The 17,807-nt window shown below is 59.7% G+C and carries 13 protein-coding genes; 2 read left to right on the forward strand and 11 right to left on the reverse strand.

Annotated features, from left to right (window positions below):
- The 8 genes from QEP12_RS08565 to QEP12_RS08600 all read right to left on the reverse strand — a co-directional run bounded on the left by QEP12_RS08565 (nucleotide 1) and on the right by QEP12_RS08600 (nucleotide 9,271).
- On the reverse strand, nucleotides 1–984 hold the full coding sequence (locus QEP12_RS08565) for an aromatic ring-hydroxylating dioxygenase subunit alpha (protein WP_219164806.1): 984 nt from the start codon (nucleotides 982–984) through the stop codon (nucleotides 1–3).
- Nucleotides 985–1,095: 111 nt separating this feature from the next.
- Nucleotides 1,096–2,241 carry a BMP family ABC transporter substrate-binding protein gene (locus QEP12_RS08570; RefSeq protein WP_174862790.1) on the reverse strand — a complete coding sequence of 382 codons (1,146 nt, stop codon included), beginning with the start codon at nucleotides 2,239–2,241 and terminating at the stop codon, nucleotides 1,096–1,098.
- 317 nt (nucleotides 2,242–2,558) lie between these two features.
- Nucleotides 2,559–3,710 carry a BMP family ABC transporter substrate-binding protein gene (locus QEP12_RS08575; RefSeq protein WP_174862791.1) on the reverse strand — a complete coding sequence of 384 codons (1,152 nt, stop codon included), beginning with the start codon at nucleotides 3,708–3,710 and terminating at the stop codon, nucleotides 2,559–2,561.
- A 107-nt stretch (nucleotides 3,711–3,817) separates the two neighbouring features.
- The gene (locus QEP12_RS08580) at nucleotides 3,818–4,738 is read right to left on the reverse strand and encodes an ABC transporter permease (protein WP_174862792.1); all 921 of its coding nucleotides are present in this window, start codon (nucleotides 4,736–4,738) and stop codon (nucleotides 3,818–3,820) included.
- Entirely contained in the window at nucleotides 4,738–5,820 is a 1,083-nt protein-coding gene (locus QEP12_RS08585; RefSeq protein WP_174862793.1) for an ABC transporter permease, read from the reverse strand. Before QEP12_RS08585 ends, QEP12_RS08580 begins: the two co-directional genes overlap by 1 nt.
- Nucleotides 5,813–7,402, reverse strand: coding sequence for an ABC transporter ATP-binding protein (locus QEP12_RS08590; protein WP_284213976.1), 1,590 nt, complete (start codon nucleotides 7,400–7,402; stop codon nucleotides 5,813–5,815). Before QEP12_RS08590 ends, QEP12_RS08585 begins: the two co-directional genes overlap by 8 nt.
- Before the next feature lie 84 nt (nucleotides 7,403–7,486).
- Nucleotides 7,487–8,410, reverse strand: a complete 924-nt coding sequence (locus QEP12_RS08595) for a LysR family transcriptional regulator (RefSeq protein ID WP_284213977.1) — start codon at nucleotides 8,408–8,410, stop codon at nucleotides 7,487–7,489.
- Nucleotides 8,411–8,485: 75 nt separating this feature from the next.
- Nucleotides 8,486–9,271, reverse strand: coding sequence for a hypothetical protein (locus QEP12_RS08600; protein WP_284213978.1), 786 nt, complete (start codon nucleotides 9,269–9,271; stop codon nucleotides 8,486–8,488).
- 244 nt (nucleotides 9,272–9,515) lie between these two features.
- Between QEP12_RS08600 and xdhA the strand changes: the two genes are divergently transcribed.
- Together xdhA and xdhB are read left to right on the forward strand one after the other, a co-directional pair.
- Entirely contained in the window at nucleotides 9,516–11,024 is a 1,509-nt protein-coding gene (xdhA, locus tag QEP12_RS08605) for a xanthine dehydrogenase small subunit (RefSeq protein ID WP_284213979.1), read from the forward strand.
- Nucleotides 11,021–13,336 carry a xanthine dehydrogenase molybdopterin binding subunit gene (xdhB, locus tag QEP12_RS08610; RefSeq protein ID WP_284213980.1) on the forward strand — a complete coding sequence of 772 codons (2,316 nt, stop codon included), beginning with the start codon at nucleotides 11,021–11,023 and terminating at the stop codon, nucleotides 13,334–13,336. Before xdhA ends, xdhB begins: the two co-directional genes overlap by 4 nt.
- Nucleotides 13,337–13,358: 22 nt before the next feature.
- Here the strand turns inward: xdhB and QEP12_RS08615 are convergent, their stop codons facing one another.
- The 3 genes from QEP12_RS08615 to QEP12_RS08625 form a co-directional block, all read right to left on the reverse strand.
- Nucleotides 13,359–15,281 carry a sensor domain-containing diguanylate cyclase gene (locus QEP12_RS08615; RefSeq protein ID WP_284213981.1) on the reverse strand — a complete coding sequence of 641 codons (1,923 nt, stop codon included), beginning with the start codon at nucleotides 15,279–15,281 and terminating at the stop codon, nucleotides 13,359–13,361.
- Between the two features lie 214 nt (nucleotides 15,282–15,495).
- Entirely contained in the window at nucleotides 15,496–16,119 is a 624-nt protein-coding gene (locus QEP12_RS08620) for a Crp/Fnr family transcriptional regulator (protein ID WP_174862799.1), read from the reverse strand.
- A 252-nt stretch (nucleotides 16,120–16,371) separates the two neighbouring features.
- Nucleotides 16,372–17,661 carry a urate hydroxylase PuuD gene (locus tag QEP12_RS08625; protein ID WP_174862800.1) on the reverse strand — a complete coding sequence of 430 codons (1,290 nt, stop codon included), beginning with the start codon at nucleotides 17,659–17,661 and terminating at the stop codon, nucleotides 16,372–16,374.
- Nucleotides 17,662–17,807: the final 146 nt, after the last annotated feature.

Consider the following 17,807-nt stretch of genomic DNA (forward strand, 5'->3'; position numbering starts at 1 on the left):
TCAACACACTCCGAAAGTGACGCCGCAGCCCTTGAGGTAGCGGCGGTAGGCGGACGACATGCGGTCGGCCGACGAATGCAACTCGGCCCGAGGGTCCAGGGGCAACTCCTTGGGCAGTTGCGACTCCAGCACGGGCTGGTCTTGCGTGAAGATCGTGTGCTGGAAGGCTTGCAGCTTGTCGTCCGAAGATTCAAAGTCTGCCACTGCCAGGCGGAACCACACACGGCTGGTGGTCGGTGTCATGGGGCAGATAAACAGACCAATGGCTTCGCGCCAGCCATCCTTGGTCGTGCCGTCTTCGGGAATCTTGGTCAGCAGCGCGGTATAGGGCGCCGTGACTTCATAGGTGTAGTGCACTTCTGCAGGCTTGGTCGAGTGCAGGTTGGAGATCGGCTGCACGGCCTTGCAGTTGGTGGCCTTCACGCCGGTGGGCGTGGTTTCGACGTTGTAGGGAGACATTTCGGTGGTGTCGCGGCTGCCCAGCCAGCCTTCGTGCACAAAACCAAAGTGCGACATGTCCAGGAAGTTCTCAATGATGCGCGGCGCGCTCGCCTGCACGTCGTAGGGGCCGCAGTTCACTTTACGCAGGCGCTCATCCCCTTCAGCTTCAAACACGGGCAGCGGCACGTCAACGCCTTCTGGCTTTTCCAACTGCACCCAGATCAGACCGTAGGCTTCTTGCACACCAAACGATTTCACGCAGTGCTGGGGGGGTGGCGTAAAGCCGGGCACCGCAGGCACTTTCACGCACTGCCCCGTGGTGGAGAACTGCCAGCCATGGTAAGGGCACTCCAGGTTGCCTTCATTCACGCGCCCCAAGGAAAAACGTGCGCCGCGATGGGGACAGCGATCCACAAAGGCCTTGGCCACGCCTTGCGCATCACGCCATAGCACCACGTCCTGCCCCAGCAAACGCACGCCCACAGGGCCATTGGTTACATCCGAAATCAGGGCTACGGGGTGCCACTGGTTTTTTTCCATCATGGGAGTCACTGTCACAGTTGTATTCATAAGGCGCTATCTTTCCAAAGAAAAGGGCTGCCCATAGGCAGCCCTTGCAATATCCGAGCCATCTACAGGCTCGTTGGTACTGGCTTACTGGCCAGGTACCTTGCCCTCTACGCCCTTGACGTAGAAGTTAATGCCAGCCAAGAAGGCGTCATCTGCCTGGGCGCCTGCCGCCAGGATTTCCTTGCCATCGTTGGTCGCAATCGGGCCCTTCCAGATCTGGAAAGTACCGGCCTTCAGGCCAGCCTTGACCTCTTCTACCTTGGTTTTCAGCTCTGCGGGCACATCGTCAGCAATCGACACCAAATCGATCGCACCTTCCTTCACGCCCCACCAGCTGCTGCCAGTGGTCCATGTGCCTTCCAGCACATCCTTGATGGCCTTGGAGTAATAAGGCTGCCAGTTGATGATGGACGAACCCAAGTGTGCCTTGGGGCCGTAAGCGGTCATGTCCGAATCCCAGCCAAAAGCACGCGCGCCCTTTTCTTCCGCCGTCTTGAGCACGGCAGGAGAGTCGGTGTTTTGGAACAGGATGTCTGCACCGCCGTTGATCAGGCTGGTGGCGGCTTCAGTTTCCTTGGGGGGGCTGAACCACTCGTTCACCCACACCACCTTGGTCGTGATCTTGGGGTTCACCGACTGCGCACCCAGGGTGAACGAGTTGATGTTGCGGATCACTTCAGGAATTGGCACCGAACCCACAATACCCAAGGTGTTGCTCTTGGTCATGCCACCAGCGATCACACCTGCCAGGTAAGCACCTTCATACGTACGGCTGTCGTAGGTGCGTACGGTTTCCGATGTCTTGTAGCCCGTAGCGTGCTCAAACTTGACGTCCTTGAAATCAGGTGCAATCTTTTGCAGCGTATCCATGTAGCCAAAGGTGGTGCCAAAAATCAGCTTGTTGCCTTGGCTGGCCAAGTCACGCAGCACGCGTTCAGCATCTGCACCTTCTGGCACGCTTTCTACAAAGGTAGTGACAATCTTGTCGCCATACTCTTCTTGCACTTTCTTGCGCGCAGTGTCGTGTGCAAACGACCAGCCGCCATCACCCACAGGGCCCACATAGGCGAAAGCCACCTTCAAAGGTTCTGCTTTGGCAGGTGCTTCCGCCGCTGGTGCGGGGGCAGCGGCAACGGGTTCTTCCTTCTTGCCACATGCTGCCAAGGCAGTGATGGCCAGTGCCGAAACGGCAGCCAGTTTGAACATGGAACGTTTGTTCAGATCAGTCATGGATCGTCCTTATGGATCGGGAAATAAGCAAACCACTGCAGCAACGCCTGCACTCAGATTTTGCAAACAGGCGCTGGCGCGCATAGCACCGCACTTTTGACAAAACCCACGCATCCTAACGAAGCTATTTCAGCCAGCGAAAATTTCTTCCACCCCTGCCGCGTGCTGCGTTGCATTCATGCCCAATCGCAAGATGTATGCCATAGCGCACACGCTGTACGCATACTCTGCGATGGGTAGATAAGAAAAGCCCCCCACCGTGAGGAGGCGTTTCAACAACAAGGGCTTACCCAGCCCCTGTCAAAGGCTAGGCCCAATTACTTGTTCGCACCGGGCACATTGCCTTCGATGCCGTTCACATAGAACTTGATGCTGGTGATGAAAGGCATATCCGCCACTTGGCCGTCCGCCAGCAATTCCTTGCCAGCGTTGTCCTTGATGGGGCCCTTCCAGATTTGGAAAGTACCGTCCTTCAGACCTTGGCGCACTTGCGCCACCTTGTCTTTGATGTCCTGAGGCACTTCGTCCGAGATCTTGACCAGATCCATCGCACCTTCCTTCACGCCCCACCAGAAGTTTTGGCCGTTTTCTACCTTGCCGTCCAGCGCATCCTGCACCACCTTGGTGTAGTAAGGCGACCAGTCGATCACGGCCGAGCCCAGGTGGGCCTTGGGTGCATAAGCACTCATATCGCCGTCTTTACCAAAGGCGTAAACACCACGCTCTTCCGCTGTCTTGAGCACGGCAGGCGAGTTGGTGTTTTGGTACATCACGTCCACACCACCATTGATCAGGCTGGTCGCAGCTTCTGCTTCTTGGGGAGGGCTGAACCACGAGTTCACCCACACCACCTTGGCCTTGATCGAAGGATCCACGCTTTGTGCGCCCAGCACAAAGGAGTTGATGTTGCGCACCACTTCGGGGATTGGCACCGAAGCCACGACCCCGATGGTCTTGGTTTTGGTCATGCCGCCAGCCACGATACCTGCCATATAGGCACCTTCGAAGGTTTTGGCATCGTAGGTCGCGCTGTTCGCAGCTTGCTTGTAGCCTGTCGCATGCTGGAAGTTCACTGCGGGCAGCTCAGGCGCGACCTTTTGCACATACTCTTGGTAGCCGAAGCTGGTGGCGAAAATCAGCTTGCTGCCTTGCGCAGCCATATCTCGCATCACGCGCTCGGAGTCTGGGCCTTCGGCCACACTCTCGACAAAAGATGTCTCAATCTTGTCACCAAACTTCTCTTGCACCGCCTTGCGGCCCAGCTCATGCTGGTAAGTCCAGCCGCCATCACCGATGGGGCTGACGTACACAAAACCGACCTTCAAAGGCTCAGCGTTGGCGGGCGCTTGTGCTGCGGGTGCAGCCACAGGAGCAGCTTCTTCCTTCTTACCGCAAGCAGCGAGAGTGGCAACGGTGATGGCCGACAGGGCCACCATCTTCAGCACAGTGCGTTTGTGCAGTTGAGACATGTGTTTTTCCTCGACATGGATGTAAAAAAAAGGCAGCCTCGAAAAGCCTGCCTTGCACGGCGTGCACCCGGCCCCCGGATGCACGGTGTCTTGTGGGTATGGCGCTTTTAGGAGCCTGGGTAGAAGGGCTTTCCCAGAGATGCAGGCATATTCGCACGAATCCACGCGGGATTGCGAGAAATCAGCACCAAAACGATGATCGTCGCTATGTACGGCAGCATGCTAAGCAGCTGGCTGGCAATGTGCACGCCCGAGGCTTGCAAGTGGAACTGCAACATCGTCACACCACCGAACAGGTAGGCGCCCAGCAAAATTCGCGTCGGCCGCCAAGTGGCAAAAGTCGTTAACGCCAGCGCAATCCAGCCGCGGCCCGCCACCATGCCTTCCACCCACAAAGGCGTATAGACCGTAGAGACATACGCACCGGCCAAGCCGCACAGCGCACCACCTGCCATGACGGCGGCCAAGCGAATCATGCGCACGTTGTAGCCCAGGGCGTGGGCAGACTCTGGCGACTCACCCACCGAGCGCAGCACCAAGCCTGCACGCGTGCGGTACAGGAAGTACACCAAGAGCGCAGCAATGATGATGGCGCCGTACACCAAGGGATGGTGGCGAAACAGCGCAGGGCCCAGCACAGGGATATCCGTCAAGAACGGAATTTCAAACTTGGGCGACTCAGGCATCTTGGCTTGTACATAGCTCAAACCTGCAAATGCAGAAAAACCAGCGCCAAACAAGCTCAGTGCCAAACCTGTTGCCGATTGGTTGGTGTTAAGCCAGATCACCAGCACACCAAAGATGGCCGCCAACAAGGCGCCCGCGCCCATGCCCGCCAAAAAACCCAGCCATGTGCTGCCGGTGTGGACCACGGCCGCAAAGCCTGCCAGGGCGGCGCACAGCATCATGCCTTCGGCACCCAGATTGATCACCCCGGCTTTTTCATTGATCAGCAGCCCCAAGGCAGCCAAAGCCAGTACCGTGCCCGCGCTCAGCGTCGAAGCAAACAGCAATGCATACGCGTCCATTACTGGGCTCCCTTCGCGGCAGGCTTAGCGGCTACCCAGCGTACACGGTAGGCAATCAAGGTGTCGCAAGCCAGCAAAGTGAACAGCAACAGACCTTGGAACACCCCGGTCAAAGATTTGGGCAAACCCAGACGCGATTGCGCCAACTCACCACCGATATAAAACATACTCATCAACACGGCTGAAAAAATCATGCCCACAGGGTGCAAACGGCCGACAAAGGCCACGATGATGGCCGCAAAGCCATAGCCAGCAGGCACATAAGGCGTCAGCTGCCCAATCGGGCCGGCCACTTCCAATGCACCGGCCAGACCCGCAGCCCCCCCGGAAATTAGCAACGCAGTCCACAGTGCGCGGCGCGACGAAAAGCCTGCATAACGCGCTGCGGCAGGAGCCATGCCACCCACCTGCTGGGCAAAGCCCGCCTTGGTGCGGAACAGGAAAATCCACAAAGCAGCGGCGGCCCCCAAAGCCAGCAGCGTACCGATGTGCACCCGCGTGCCGGCAATCAGCTTCGGAATCTGGGTCACGCTTTCAAAGGTCTTCGATTGCGGGAAGTTGTAACCCATGGGGTCCTTCCAGGGCCCGTAGACCAGGTAGCCCAGCACCAGCGTGCCCACATAAACCAGCATCAGACTGACCAGAATTTCATTGGCGTTGAACTTGTCACGCAAAAACGCCACAATGCCTGCCCAGAACATGCCCCCCAGCACTCCCGCCAGCAAGATGGCTGGCACGATCCAGGGGCCCGTGGTTTTGTCTGCCAAGAGCGCCACACCGCCCGCAGTGACAGCACCAATCACAAACTGACCTTCAGCACCAATATTCCAGATGTTGGAGCGAAAGCACACCGCCAGCCCCAAGGCAATCAACAGCAAAGGCGTGGCCTTCATCACCAACTCGCCCAGTGCATAGGGCGACTTGATGGGCTCCCAGAAGAAAGCTTGCAGCCCTTTGACGGGGTCTTTACCCAGTGCAACAAACAAGGCCACGCCCACCGCCACGGTGATCAGCAAAGCCAAGATGGGCGCGCCATAGGTCCAGAACTTGGACACCTGAGGACGAGGTTCGAGCTTAAACATGCTGTGCACCTCGCGTATTCGCTGCCAGTTGGGCCAAGTGCTGTTGCACATCAGCATTCCACAAACCACTCATCCACTCACCTACCAGTTGCAGGGTTGCTTCCGCACGTGGCAGCGAGGGGCTCAGTTGCCCCTTGGCCACGACATGCAGACGGTCACTAATTTCAAACAATTCGTCCAGTTCTTCACTGAGCACCAAGACCGCACAGCCCGCGTCGCGCAGCGCCAAAATTGCGCCACGGATTTGCGCCGCCGCGCCCACGTCTACGCCCCAGGTGGGTTGCGAGACGATGAGCAGCTTGGGATTGGCATCAATCTCTCGGCCCACAATGAACTTTTGCAAGTTGCCGCCAGACAATGACTTGGCCGGGGCATTGGGGCCACCGGCCTTCACGCCAAAGCGCTGAATGATGTCGGCCGCATGCTCCTCGAGCTTTTTGATGCTGAGCCAACCGCCTTTGCCGACCGCGTCACTGCGCGTGAGCAGCATGTTGTGCGCCAAGCCCATGGTGGGCACAGCGCCCCGCCCCAAACGCTCTTCCGGCACAAAGTGCAGCCCCAGTGCGCGGCGCTGGCTGGGATTCAAGCGGCCCGCAGGCTTGCCTGCCACACGAATCATGTCGGCATCCGCACGCGTGTCTTCTCCCGACAGGGCATACAACAGCTCTTGCTGGCCATTGCCCGAAACCCCGGCAATGCCCACCACTTCACCGGCACGCACCTCCAGCTGCATGTCGATCAGATCGACACCAAACTGGTCTTGCTTCTTCAGCGTCAGCCCATTGACGTGCAGCACGGTTTCGCCGGTTTGCACTTCACGGTACTGCAGCGCAGGCGGCTCGGCACCAATCATCAAGCGCGAGAGCGAGGCATTGCTCTCTTCTTGGGGGTTGCAATAGCCAGTTACCTTGCCGCCGCGCAGCACCGTGCAGGCAGTGCACAGTTCGCGGATTTCATGCAGCTTGTGGCTGATGTAGAGAATCGAGCAACCTTCCGCAGCCAGCTGCTTGAGCACCACAAACAGCTTCTCCACGGCTTGGGGCGTGAGCACCGAAGTGGGCTCATCCAAAATCAGAACGCGCGGGTCGGTCAGCAGTGCACGGATGATTTCCACACGCTGCATCTCGCCCACCGACAAGGTATGTACCGGCCGAGTGGGATCGATATCCATGCCGTACTCTGCGCCCTTGGAGGCGATACGCGCCGTCACCTCTGCCAAAGAAATGCGCTTGTCCAGGCCCAGCCAGACGTTTTCTGCCACCGTCAGCGTGTCAAACAGGCTGAAGTGCTGGAACACCATGGCGATGCCGAACTGGCGCGCTTCCTGGGGGTTGCGGATATTGACGGGCTTGCCATCAAACAGCACTTGGCCCTCATCGGGCTTGACCGTGCCGTAGATGATTTTCATCAGCGTGGATTTGCCAGCGCCGTTCTCACCCAGCACAGCGTGGACTTCGCCGGGTTGCACCGTCAGCGACACCCCATCATTGGCCACAACAGCCGGGTATCGCTTGGTGATGCCCACCAGCTGCAGGCGCGGTGGCACAGCACCGGGCGTGGGGATGGTTTCAGGGGAATTCATGCGCGGGATGGTTTCTGTTTCAAAAAAACTTGTAGACAAAATCTGCTCTAACGCAGACTGGGTTTACGCTGAAAGCTATATTTCTTATAGCTGCATGGCGGCATTCTTTACGGCTTCTCGCAACCACGTTCCAGCACTGGAATGGTGCGTGCGGTCATGCCACAACTGGTAGTAACGCATCTGCGGCAGTGGCACCGGGGGCGCCAAAATCGCCAGAGGCAGTTGCGCGGCATAACGCTCACAAAACTGTCGCCCGGTCGTCAGCACTAGCAAGCTCGATGCCACCATCTGCGGCATCAAGCCAAAATGCGCGCACCGCACCGCAATCTTGCGCCGCAGCCCTTGGGCATTCAATGCGTCATCAATCACGCCCTTGGCACCAGGGTGTGTAGGCATGGGCGCAATGTGCTCGGCCTCCAGCCAGTCTTGCGCCGACCAGCCACGGCGCACCGCCGGGTGGTTCTGGCTCACCAGGCAGACGGTGTCATCGGCAAACAACTGCGCCATGCGCAACTCCGCAGGGGGCTGCGGCCAGTTACCGATCACCACGTCAACATCGCCATGGGCCAATTGGCCGCTGTAGTCCACGTCATGGCTCAAGGCCATGATTTCCACGGTGCACAGCGGCGCGTGTTTTTTGAGGTAGGCCACCAGTTTGGGCAGAAACTGGGGGTCCAGGTAATCGCTGGCCGCAATACGGAAAGTGCGTACTGCGCTGCGCGGGTCAAAGGCCCGCGCTTCGGTAAACAGGTGCTCGGCGGCCTGCAGGATTTCTGCGGAAGGCTGCAGCATGCGCAACGCCGCATCCGTGGGCTGCATGCCGCTGCCCGAGCGCACCAAAATCGGGTCGCCCGACAAATCGCGCAAGCGTTTGAGGGCTGTCGAAACCGCCGGCTGGTGCATGCCAAGGCGCACCGCTGCACGCGATACGCTGCGCTCGGCAATCACCGTGTGCAAAACGCGTATCAGGTGCAGATCGATTTTTTCGAAAGGCGTGGTTTCTCGCATAAAAGCAATAAGGGCCGCGATTGCGACCCAGTATGCCAAGGCAACTTGAACCCAAGGGCAGGGATTATTCGGAGATCAATGCTGCTGTACGGCTTCACCCGTTAAAGCGGCTTCATCCAGCTTGGCTTGCCAATACGCCAATCGGGCGTTGTGGCGCGCCATGATGGCGGCATCGATCGCAACTTTGTGGGTGTCGGAGTAATCCTCCAGCTCATCCACCAATTGCAGCATCTTGCATTCCATCTGCGATATCCGTTCCACCAGCTCGTCTTCTGCCGTTTTCTCCGTGCGCAGCGGGTTGGCCAGCACCACCAGCAGCTTGCCGGGGTCGGTCGTCCCCAAGGCGCGACACGCCTGGTCGTACTCGGCACGGATAGCGTTGAGCTCATCCATGCGCTCATTGAAGCCTTCGCTGAGCACGGCTTTCAAATCGGCTTCGGCTTGCAAGTACGCAGCGTGGCAACGCAGTACCTCTGCTTCGCGCTGCAGGCGCTCGGCACGCGTGCGCGGGCCTTCCAGGCGAAACAGGATGGCAAAGATCAAAACCGCAGCCGCGCCATACCACAGCAACCAGTCGGGGGGAACTTGAAAGCCTCCCCAAGCCAGTACGGCAGTGCCCGCCCATGCCGCCATATAGACAGCCTGACTTTCCCAGCGCACCTCACGCGGCACAGGAATGGGGGCGAGTTTGACCAACGAGTGAAACTGCGCAGGCTCTTGCCCATGGGGGGCCTGGAGCTTGGCAACACGCTGGGAAACTTCGTCAATATGAAACGCAGGCGGAGCGGATTCAGGCTGAGCAGATGCAGACCAGAACTTGAGGGAGCTTTTGGCGCGGCGCAAGAAGTTAATAAAGCTCATGTTGCGGCAAAAGATCCAAAAAGAGGAGGTCTTAGAGTTAAACGATCGCAAGGCTTGCCAGTGACCCAGCAAGCCTTGCACGGAAATTGCTAACAGAACGTGTATACAGATTGCAGCTTGGGGGCCAACACCTACAACGGTGGCGACCTTATTGCTGTAAACGCATGAACTGCATACGGAAGTCTATATGCCATCGCCAAGTCCGAGTGGCTTAATCACCAAAAAACCGTCAGATCGCAAGCCTATGTCCCCACGATCACTCCATTTTTTGCGTCGCGGTCAGCGCGTGACGCTGCACGATGTTCCCCCGGACCGCACGCTGCTGGAAGTGCTGCGAGAGGACCTGCATTGCACCGGCACCAAAGAAGGCTGTGGCGAAGGGGACTGCGGGGCGTGCACCGTGGTCATCGGCGAGCGCGTGCAAGACACGGATGGCCCGGCGCAGCTGCGTTACAAAGCCATCAACAGCTGCATCCGGCTGGCCCATTCCATCGATGGCATGGCGTTGTGGACGGTGGAAGACTTGACCCAAGACCCGCACCTGCATCTGCCCGCCGACAAAGACCTGCACCCGGTACAGGAATCGCTGCTGCAGTGCCACGGCACGCAATGCGGTTTTTGCACACCCGGTTTCGTGATGAGCATGTTTGGCATGTACCAAAACCATGCGGGTGGCAGCCAGCTGGATCGCCAAGGCGCACAGGAAGCGCTGTCTGGCAATTTGTGCCGCTGCACGGGCTACCGCCCTATTTTGGATGCCGCCCGGCACATGGCCACCCTGCCGCCTGCCACGGTCGATACCCCTGCAGTTTTGCAAAAACTAGAGCTGCTCGCGCTTGAAAATCAAGCACCTGAAGCACAAAGCAGCTACCAACGCCCAACCAGCCTGCGTGAGCTGCTACAACTTCGTGCAGAACACCCCCAAGCCCAGGTTGTGGCGGGCTGCACCGATGTTGGCCTCTGGGTCACCAAACAGCACCGGCGCTTTGACATGGTGCTGGACGTGACTGCCGCCGCCGAGCTGCAAACCATCACCCACGCAGAGGGCCAGTTGCGCATTGGTGCGGCGGCCACGCTGGAAGCTGCGTTCACCGCCCTGCACAGCCACTGGCCCCAGTTGCACAGCTTTGCCGCACGCTTTGCCGGTTTGCCGGTGCGCAATAGCGGCACGCTGGGCGGCAATGTGGCCAATGGCTCGCCGATTGGCGACTCCATGCCGCTGCTGATTGCGCTGAATGCGCAGGTTGTGCTGGCCAGCGTGCGCGGCGAACGCCGCCTGCCGCTGGAGCAGTTGTACACCGGCTACCGCCAAAACGTGATCGCCCAAGATGAGTTGCTGGTGCGCATTGATGTGCCCGTACCCCCGCTGAGCGCTGGCACCACGCAACACCTGCGCGCCTACAAGGTCAGCAAGCGGCAAGACGATGACATCTCTGCCGTCTGCCTGGTGATACACCTGCAGGTCAGCGAAGGCATCGTCACCCATGCCAGCGTGGGCGCTGGCGGCGTGGCCGCCACCCCGGTGCGCGCCGTGCAAACCGAAGCGGCATTGCGGGGCCAGCCCTGGACTGCGGCCACCGCGCACAGCGCCGGGCGCACCCTGCAGGCAGAGTTCAGCCCCATTTCTGACATGCGCGCCAGTGGCGACTATCGCAAGCACCTGCTGGGCAGCTTGATGCAGCGCTTCTGGCTGGAAAGCCAGGGCCAAGTCGGCGTATCACTGCAAGACATTCGCGTGGAGGTCTCCGCATGAACACCGCTGCCATGTACACCACCGGCGTCATGGGCCAATCCCACGCCCATGAAAGCGCCAAGGCACAAGTCTTGGGCGCCGCCCCTTACCTGGACGATCTGGCCGAGCTGCGCGGCACGCTGTATGCCGCGCCCATTCTGTCCACCGTGGCCCACGGCACACTGCACGGCCTGGATTGCACCGATGCCCTGGCCATGCCCGGCGTGCACGGCGTGGTGCTGGCTGCCGATATTCCGGGTGACCCCATCCTCGCCGCCTTTGGCCATGACGAGCCCATTTTTGCGCTCGACAAGGTCTGGCACGTCGGCCAGGTCATGGGACTGGTGGTGGCCAACAGCGTCATGGCCGCGCGCCGTGCCGCACGCAAAGTCAAGGCGGACATCACCCCACTGCCTGCGGTGCTGGACACCGCCACAGCCATTGCCCAGCAAAGCTTTGTGCTGCCGCCCGTGCATGTGCGGCGCGGCGATGCCGATGCCGGTCTGGCCCGTGCCCCGCACCGCCTGCAAGGCACGCTGGAAGTGGGCGGGCAAGAGCACTTTTACCTGGAAGGGCAAATTGCCTACGTCATTCCCCAAGAGCAAAACCAGTGGCTGGTGCACTCCAGCACCCAGCACCCGGGCGAAGTGCAAGAGTGGGTGGCCCACGCACTGGGCATTGGTGCGCATGCCGTCACGGTGCAATGCCGCCGCATGGGCGGGGGCTTTGGCGGCAAAGAGACGCAAGCCGGGCATTTGGCCGTCTGGTCGGCCTTGGCGGCACGCAAGTTTGGCTGCCCCATCAAGCTGCGCCTGGACCGCGACGACGACTTCATGGTCACCGGCAAACGCCACCCCTTTAGCTACGAGTGGGATGTGGGCTTTGATGACCAAGGGCAGATCACCGGGCTGAAGCTGCAAATGGCCGCCCACTGCGGCTTTAGCGCCGACTTGTCCGGCCCCGTGGCCGACCGCGCCATCTTCCACGCCGACAACGCCTACTTTTTGTCGGATGTGAGCATCACCTCCTACCGCTGCAAGCTCAACACCCAAAGCCACACTGCGTTTCGCGGCTTTGGCGGGCCGCAGGGCGTGATCGTGATTGAAACCATCATGGGCGATATCGCGCGCACGCTGGGGCTGGATGCACTGGCCGTGCGCCAGCGCAATTACTACGACGCCGATGTGCAATCAGGCCGCGCCACCACGCACTACCAAATGGTGGTGGAAGACAATATCTTGCGCCCCATCACGCAAAAACTAGAGCTTTCAGCGCACTACCAGCAAAGGCTAGCGGCCATTTCGGCTTGGAATGCGAAAAACAGCATTCTGCAGCGCGGTATTGCCATTACACCGGTCAAATTTGGCATCAGCTTTACCGCCACACTGTTCAACCAGGCCGGCGCGCTGGTGCATGTGTACACCGATGGCACGGTGCAGGTAAACCACGGTGGCACCGAAATGGGCCAGGGCCTGAATACCAAAGTGGCGCAGATCGTGGCCGATGAACTGGGCGTGCCGCTGGCGCAGGTGCAAGTCACCGCCAGCGACACCAGCAAAGTGCCCAACGCCAGCGCCACCGCCGCCAGCAGCGGCACCGACCTGAATGGCCGTGCCGCCCAATACGCTGCGCAAAAAGTGCGCAGCAATTTGGCGGCGTTTGTCGCAGGATTGGACCACTGTGGTGCAGGCGCGGTCACGTTTTCGGGGGGGAAAATCCATACACCTGCGGGCGCACGCGACTTCAACACCGTGGTCCAAGCGGCGTATGCCAACCGCATTCAACTGTGGAGCGATGGTTTTTACCGCACCCCCAAAATCCACTACGACAAAACCACCCTCACCGGCCGCCCCTTCTACTACTTTGCCTACGGCGTGGCCTGCACCGAGGTGGCCATTGACACCCTCACCGGCGAATCCAAAGTGCTGGCGATTGATGTGCTGTACGACGCGGGCAAAAGCATCAACCCGGCCATCGACATCGGTCAGGTTGAAGGCGGTTTTGTGCAAGGCATGGGCTGGCTGACCACGGAACAACTGGTGTGGAACGACAAGGGGGTGCTGACCACCCACGCCCCCAGCACCTACAAGATTCCGGCGACGGGTGACATACCCGAGCACTTTCAGGTGCAGCTGTACCAAGAACCCAACCGCGAAGACAACGTAGGGGGCAGCAAAGCCGTGGGAGAGCCGCCCTTCATGCTGGCCATCAGCGTCTACGAAGCCCTGCGCCATGCCATTGCCAGCGCACGCGACCAGCAAGGTAAAACCGGAGTGGTGCAACTGCAAGCCCCGGCAACCGCCGAGCATGTGTTGCAAGCGCTGCTGCGCTAAGGCGTACCGCTTTGCGGCGGGATTAGGTCTCCAGTGAGGGCTGGGTTGCAATTTGGCCCACCGCCACTTGGCAGCGGCCCCGGCGCTTGGCCTCATAGCAGGCCATGTCTGCAGCGCGCACTGCCTGCTGGGGGCTGTGGCGCAGCGCATCCATGGCGACTATTCCCACGCTGATGCTCACCCAGTGGCGCTCGCCTCCCCAACTGGGCTGCCAGCGCCACACGGCATCGCACAGCGCCTGCCCTACACCTTGGGCGTGGGCCAAGCTGATGCCCGGCAACAGCACAGCAAACTCATCGCCGCCCAAGCGCGCCACACTGCCTACCGGTTGGGTGTAGCTGGCAATCAAACGCCCCACATGCCGCAGCATTTTGTTGCCCATATCGCGCGATGTGGTCGCGTTCATCATGCCCAGATGGTCCAGGTCTGCGAACAGCAAACAGCCTTGCGTGGGCATGCCAGTGGAAAGATAGTGCTCTGTGTTTTCACTCTGCAAACTGTCCGTTACCCACGATTGCAGCTCCCACATGAACGCGTCGCGGTTGGGCATGCCCGTTAAATCATCTCGCCAGGCGTTTTCGTTGTCTGGCAGCGGCAAACTGCTGCGCAAGCGCCACGGAAGTTGCAAGCGCCACACCGTGGCCGAGGACAACTGTGAGGGAATCCATGCCAGCGCATCCACCAGCACCACATCCCCATCTTTTTTGCGCAACCGCACAGCCCCCTCAAAGCTGCCCAAATCCACCAGCGTGTGGCGCACTATCTCTAACGCAGCCTGGCTGTCAAACAGTTGCTCCATCGTGGGCTGCGCAGTCTCTAGCCCAAAGTAGCCCAACATGACCGCAACCTGTGGTGTTGCCAGCGTGATACGCCCTTCATGCTCCAAGAGCATGGCAGAGGGTACGGCTTCAAACATGGCCATGGCACCGGCTTGCAAAGACAGGCGCTGGGCATAGTCCAGTGCAGCTTGCGTTTTTTGCACTTCTTGCGCGGCAGCCTCTGGCCCATGGGCCGCAGGCTGTGCCCCCCCACCGCGCCCCGGCCAAGGGGCCAGCCAGCCCCAGAGCAACGCCGTTGCCAGCAAGCTCAGCAGCGCGGCTGCTGCGCCCAGGGCAGCCCACACACGCACTGGCAAACCTTGGTCGACCAGCAAATCCGCGGAGGTATCGCGCCATATCACCACCTGCCACTGCGGCAGCGGCAGTCCCACGCGACTCACTAAAAAATGCCCCCACTGCTGGGTATCTGCATTGGCCGCCGAAGGGTTGGACAAGGCCAGCCACGCCTTCTCATGGCCCAACGTCAAATCGTTCAAGTTTTTCCCGCGCTGCATGGCGTCGGAATGGGCCAACACCAGGCCATCGCTACCAATCAGCATGTACTGCACATTCGGCAGCGGTGCTGCGGTATCCGGCATCAGCGCCGCCAGGGGCAGCTTCACGATGGCTGCCAAGGCACCGGACACTTGCCCATCCTCACGCCGCATGGGCACGCTCAGCAGTACCCGCAAATGCTGGCTGTCGTCCAGCACTGGTACATGCGTAATAAAGGGCTTGCCCTCGGAGATCGTGCGCCGCAATCCATCCAGTCCTTGCGAGTCAATCTCTGTCACGGCCCCCACGGCACCATGGTGCGTCAGCCCCCCTGCGGGCAGTGCCACATGCAAACTGTCAAAAATCCGCAGCATGGAGCCGTCTTGCTGCATCAAGGCATCCAGCACTGCGGGGTTGTCCAGCAAGCTGGTGTGCATACCCTCTGCAATTGCGGTGAGCAGCCGCTGGTGCGTTTCCATGCGCGCAGTGAGCATGCGCGCCCACAAGTCGGCATCCTGGGTCTGATGCGCTGCCAGGCGCTCCTGCGTGCGGGCATCCAGCACCCGCACCAGGCCCAAAGCGCACAGCAGCATGGCAGCCAGTACCAGCACCACCTGCGCAACCAGGGTCATGCGAAAGCCTCTCCAGCGGGATGCAGGAGCCATTGGCAATGATGGCGGGGTGCTGGGAATGTGGTTCACACCCCACTATAGGCACGCACTTGTAGGCACTTAAACGGGTAGAACCCTTGCCAGACAAGTACCGACAGCACAAAAAGCGAAGCACTGAAATGCAAAAGAGGCCTCTCGGCCTCTTTGGTGCTCACCAGCAATTGCTAGCGCGTGCTTACATACCAGCCACGCTTTGCAAAGCGCTGGGTTGAGGCAGGTTCAGTACATTGCCTGTCCCGGCAATCAAGCCATGCTCACGCAAGTGGCGCAATACGCGTGAAAACGTCTCAGGCGCAATCCCAAGCTGCGCGGCAATCGTGCGTTTGCGCTGATTCAGCGTTACCCGCATGGTGCCGTTGTCGGCATGCTGGGCATGACGCAGCAGCCATTGGGCACAACGCGTTTCAGCATCCTGGGCCAAGCGGCTGACAGCGGTTTCCGTTTGCTGGCAATAGCCATGGGCCATGTCGCGCACCAAGGTGGCTACGGTATCGGGCAGGCCGTCCAAGCTGCGCTGAAATGCCTGCAGCGAGATGCGGCGCAGGCGCACCCGGGAGTCAGTCACCATATCGACACCGCAAGGCTTGCCTGTGAGTGCAAACGCCGCATCCAGCCACGCAGGGCCTTCGACCACGCCGAGCTGGTGACGCATCTGCCCTTCGTCACGCACACCCAACACTACGCAGCCGCTGTCGAGGTACAGGACGGAGTCAGCACGCGAGCCGCGTTGGCGCAGCAGTTGACCGGCGGAAACCACCTCTGCTTGGGCCAAGGGATCAAATGAAGGGATGAGGAACATGGTCACGAACTGTGCCGCAGCCGCTACCCGAAGGTGTTGAGCCATGTCAATCTTTTCCTCCTGCCATACGGCCCAAAGCCTTGCTGCATCAGCCTTTGAACGAAAGCACTCGCCCCTGCATCTTCATATTTTCTTAATCTTCTTACATCTATCCGACATAAAAAAACCGCAACACCAGGCTGCGGTCAGGGGTCTTGGGCTGCCTGGCCTGCATCCCGTGCACGCACAGCCTGTCGGCGCATTAACCCAGCGTCAAGGCGCAGGGGCACCACTTTCAAACCACTGCTGGAAAGCTGCACGCTCGTCGTCGCTCAGTGCACCGGGGTTGCCAAACGGCATTTTGCGCAGCAGCACCACCTGCTGGTAAATCTGCTGGGCGTGCGATTTGATGTCTTGCGGTGTATCAAACTTCACATTTTTCTGCGCAATCGTGGCGGCGCTGTGGCAGACCATGCAGTGCTGCCGCATGATGGCATGCACTTTTTCATAGCTGCCAGCGCTTGCACTACCTGCCTGAGGGGCTGATTCTTCTGATTTTTTCTCCACATCACCTTGCACCACCGACTGGCCGACCGGCGCAATCACAGCAGGGCTGGCAGCGACTGCTGCGGGTGGCACAGGCTTGAGCCATACGATCACGCCCAACAGCACCACCACGCCCACTGCTGCGTACTTCCAAGGGTGCGGGTTGCGACCCAGCTTGTAGCCATGGCGCATCACAAAGAACTGGCGAATGGCTGCACCGGCAAACATCATCAAAATCAGCACCAGCCAGTTCAGCTCGTGCGAGTACAGCCAGCCATAGTGGTTGGACAGCATGGCAAAGAGAACCGGCAGCGTGAAATAGGTGTTGTGCACGCTGCGCTGCTTGCCGCGCTTGCCGTGGATCGGATCCACTGGCTCACCAGCCTTGATCGAGGCCACCATTTTCTTTTGGCCGGGGATGATCCAGAAGAACACGTTGGCACTCATTGATGTCGCCAGCATGGCACCCATCAACAAGAACGCGGCCTGGCCGGGGAACAGTTTGCAAGCCAGGTACGAGGCCATACACACCAGCACCAAAACCATGGCACCCACAATGCCGTCGCCGCCCTCTTTTTCACCAAAGAGGCGGCAGATGCCGTTGTAGAGCAACCAAAACACCACCAGGAACGACAACGCCACGGCAATCGCCATGCCGCTGGACATGACGGGGTTGGCAGGGTTCACCAAATAGATGTTGGCGTTCCACAGGTAGGACACGGTCAGCAGCGCAAAGCCAGACAGCCAGGTGGTGTAGCTTTCCCAAAAGAACCAGTGCGTGTGCTCAGGCAACTTGGGCGGCGCGCCGGCAAACTTTACGGGGTGGTAAAAACCGCCGCCGTGCAAGGCCCACAACTCGCCGCTGACACCTTGTTTTTTGAGATCTTCATCGACCGGCGGGGTCAGGCTGCTGTCGAGGAAAACAAAGTAAAACGACGAGCCCACCCAGGCGATGGCGGTAATGACGTGGAGCCACCGCAACAGCAGGTTGGCCCAGTCGAGGATATAGCTTTCCATAGCACTCAACTCCGGTAGCGCAAAGGCCACCAAGGATCAAACCTGCTCACCACTGCGGGCGCTCTGAGCAGAAGAAAGGGTCACGCACCTGGGATGCAAGCATCAATTTGGGCACCGCTGCGACCTGTCTTTCGTCAAAGTGTATG

Origin of the sequence: Comamonas jiangduensis, assembly GCF_030162955.1 — a bacterium.
GTDB classification, from domain to species: Bacteria; Pseudomonadota; Gammaproteobacteria; order Burkholderiales; family Burkholderiaceae_C; genus Comamonas; species Comamonas jiangduensis.

What these genes read in the sequence shown, in the direction of transcription:
- QEP12_RS08565 (WP_219164806.1), bottom strand. Translation starts at nt 984, where the DNA reads ATGATGGAAAAAAACCAGTGGCACCCCGTAGCCCTGATTTCGGATGTA.
- QEP12_RS08570 (WP_174862790.1), bottom strand. Translation starts at nt 2,241, where the DNA reads ATGACTGATCTGAACAAACGTTCCATGTTCAAACTGGCTGCCGTTTCG.
- QEP12_RS08575 (WP_174862791.1), bottom strand. Translation starts at nt 3,710, where the DNA reads ATGTCTCAACTGCACAAACGCACTGTGCTGAAGATGGTGGCCCTGTCG.
- QEP12_RS08580 (WP_174862792.1), bottom strand. Translation starts at nt 4,738, where the DNA reads ATGGACGCGTATGCATTGCTGTTTGCTTCGACGCTGAGCGCGGGCACG.
- QEP12_RS08585 (WP_174862793.1), bottom strand. Translation starts at nt 5,820, where the DNA reads ATGTTTAAGCTCGAACCTCGTCCTCAGGTGTCCAAGTTCTGGACCTAT.
- QEP12_RS08590 (WP_284213976.1), bottom strand. Translation starts at nt 7,402, where the DNA reads ATGAATTCCCCTGAAACCATCCCCACGCCCGGTGCTGTGCCACCGCGC.
- QEP12_RS08595 (WP_284213977.1), bottom strand. Translation starts at nt 8,410, where the DNA reads ATGCGAGAAACCACGCCTTTCGAAAAAATCGATCTGCACCTGATACGC.
- QEP12_RS08600 (WP_284213978.1), bottom strand. Translation starts at nt 9,271, where the DNA reads ATGAGCTTTATTAACTTCTTGCGCCGCGCCAAAAGCTCCCTCAAGTTC.
- xdhA (WP_284213979.1), top strand. Translation starts at nt 9,516, where the DNA reads ATGTCCCCACGATCACTCCATTTTTTGCGTCGCGGTCAGCGCGTGACG.
- xdhB (WP_284213980.1), top strand. Translation starts at nt 11,021, where the DNA reads ATGAACACCGCTGCCATGTACACCACCGGCGTCATGGGCCAATCCCAC.
- QEP12_RS08615 (WP_284213981.1), bottom strand. Translation starts at nt 15,281, where the DNA reads ATGACCCTGGTTGCGCAGGTGGTGCTGGTACTGGCTGCCATGCTGCTG.
- QEP12_RS08620 (WP_174862799.1), bottom strand. Translation starts at nt 16,119, where the DNA reads ATGTTCCTCATCCCTTCATTTGATCCCTTGGCCCAAGCAGAGGTGGTT.
- QEP12_RS08625 (WP_174862800.1), bottom strand. Translation starts at nt 17,661, where the DNA reads ATGGAAAGCTATATCCTCGACTGGGCCAACCTGCTGTTGCGGTGGCTC.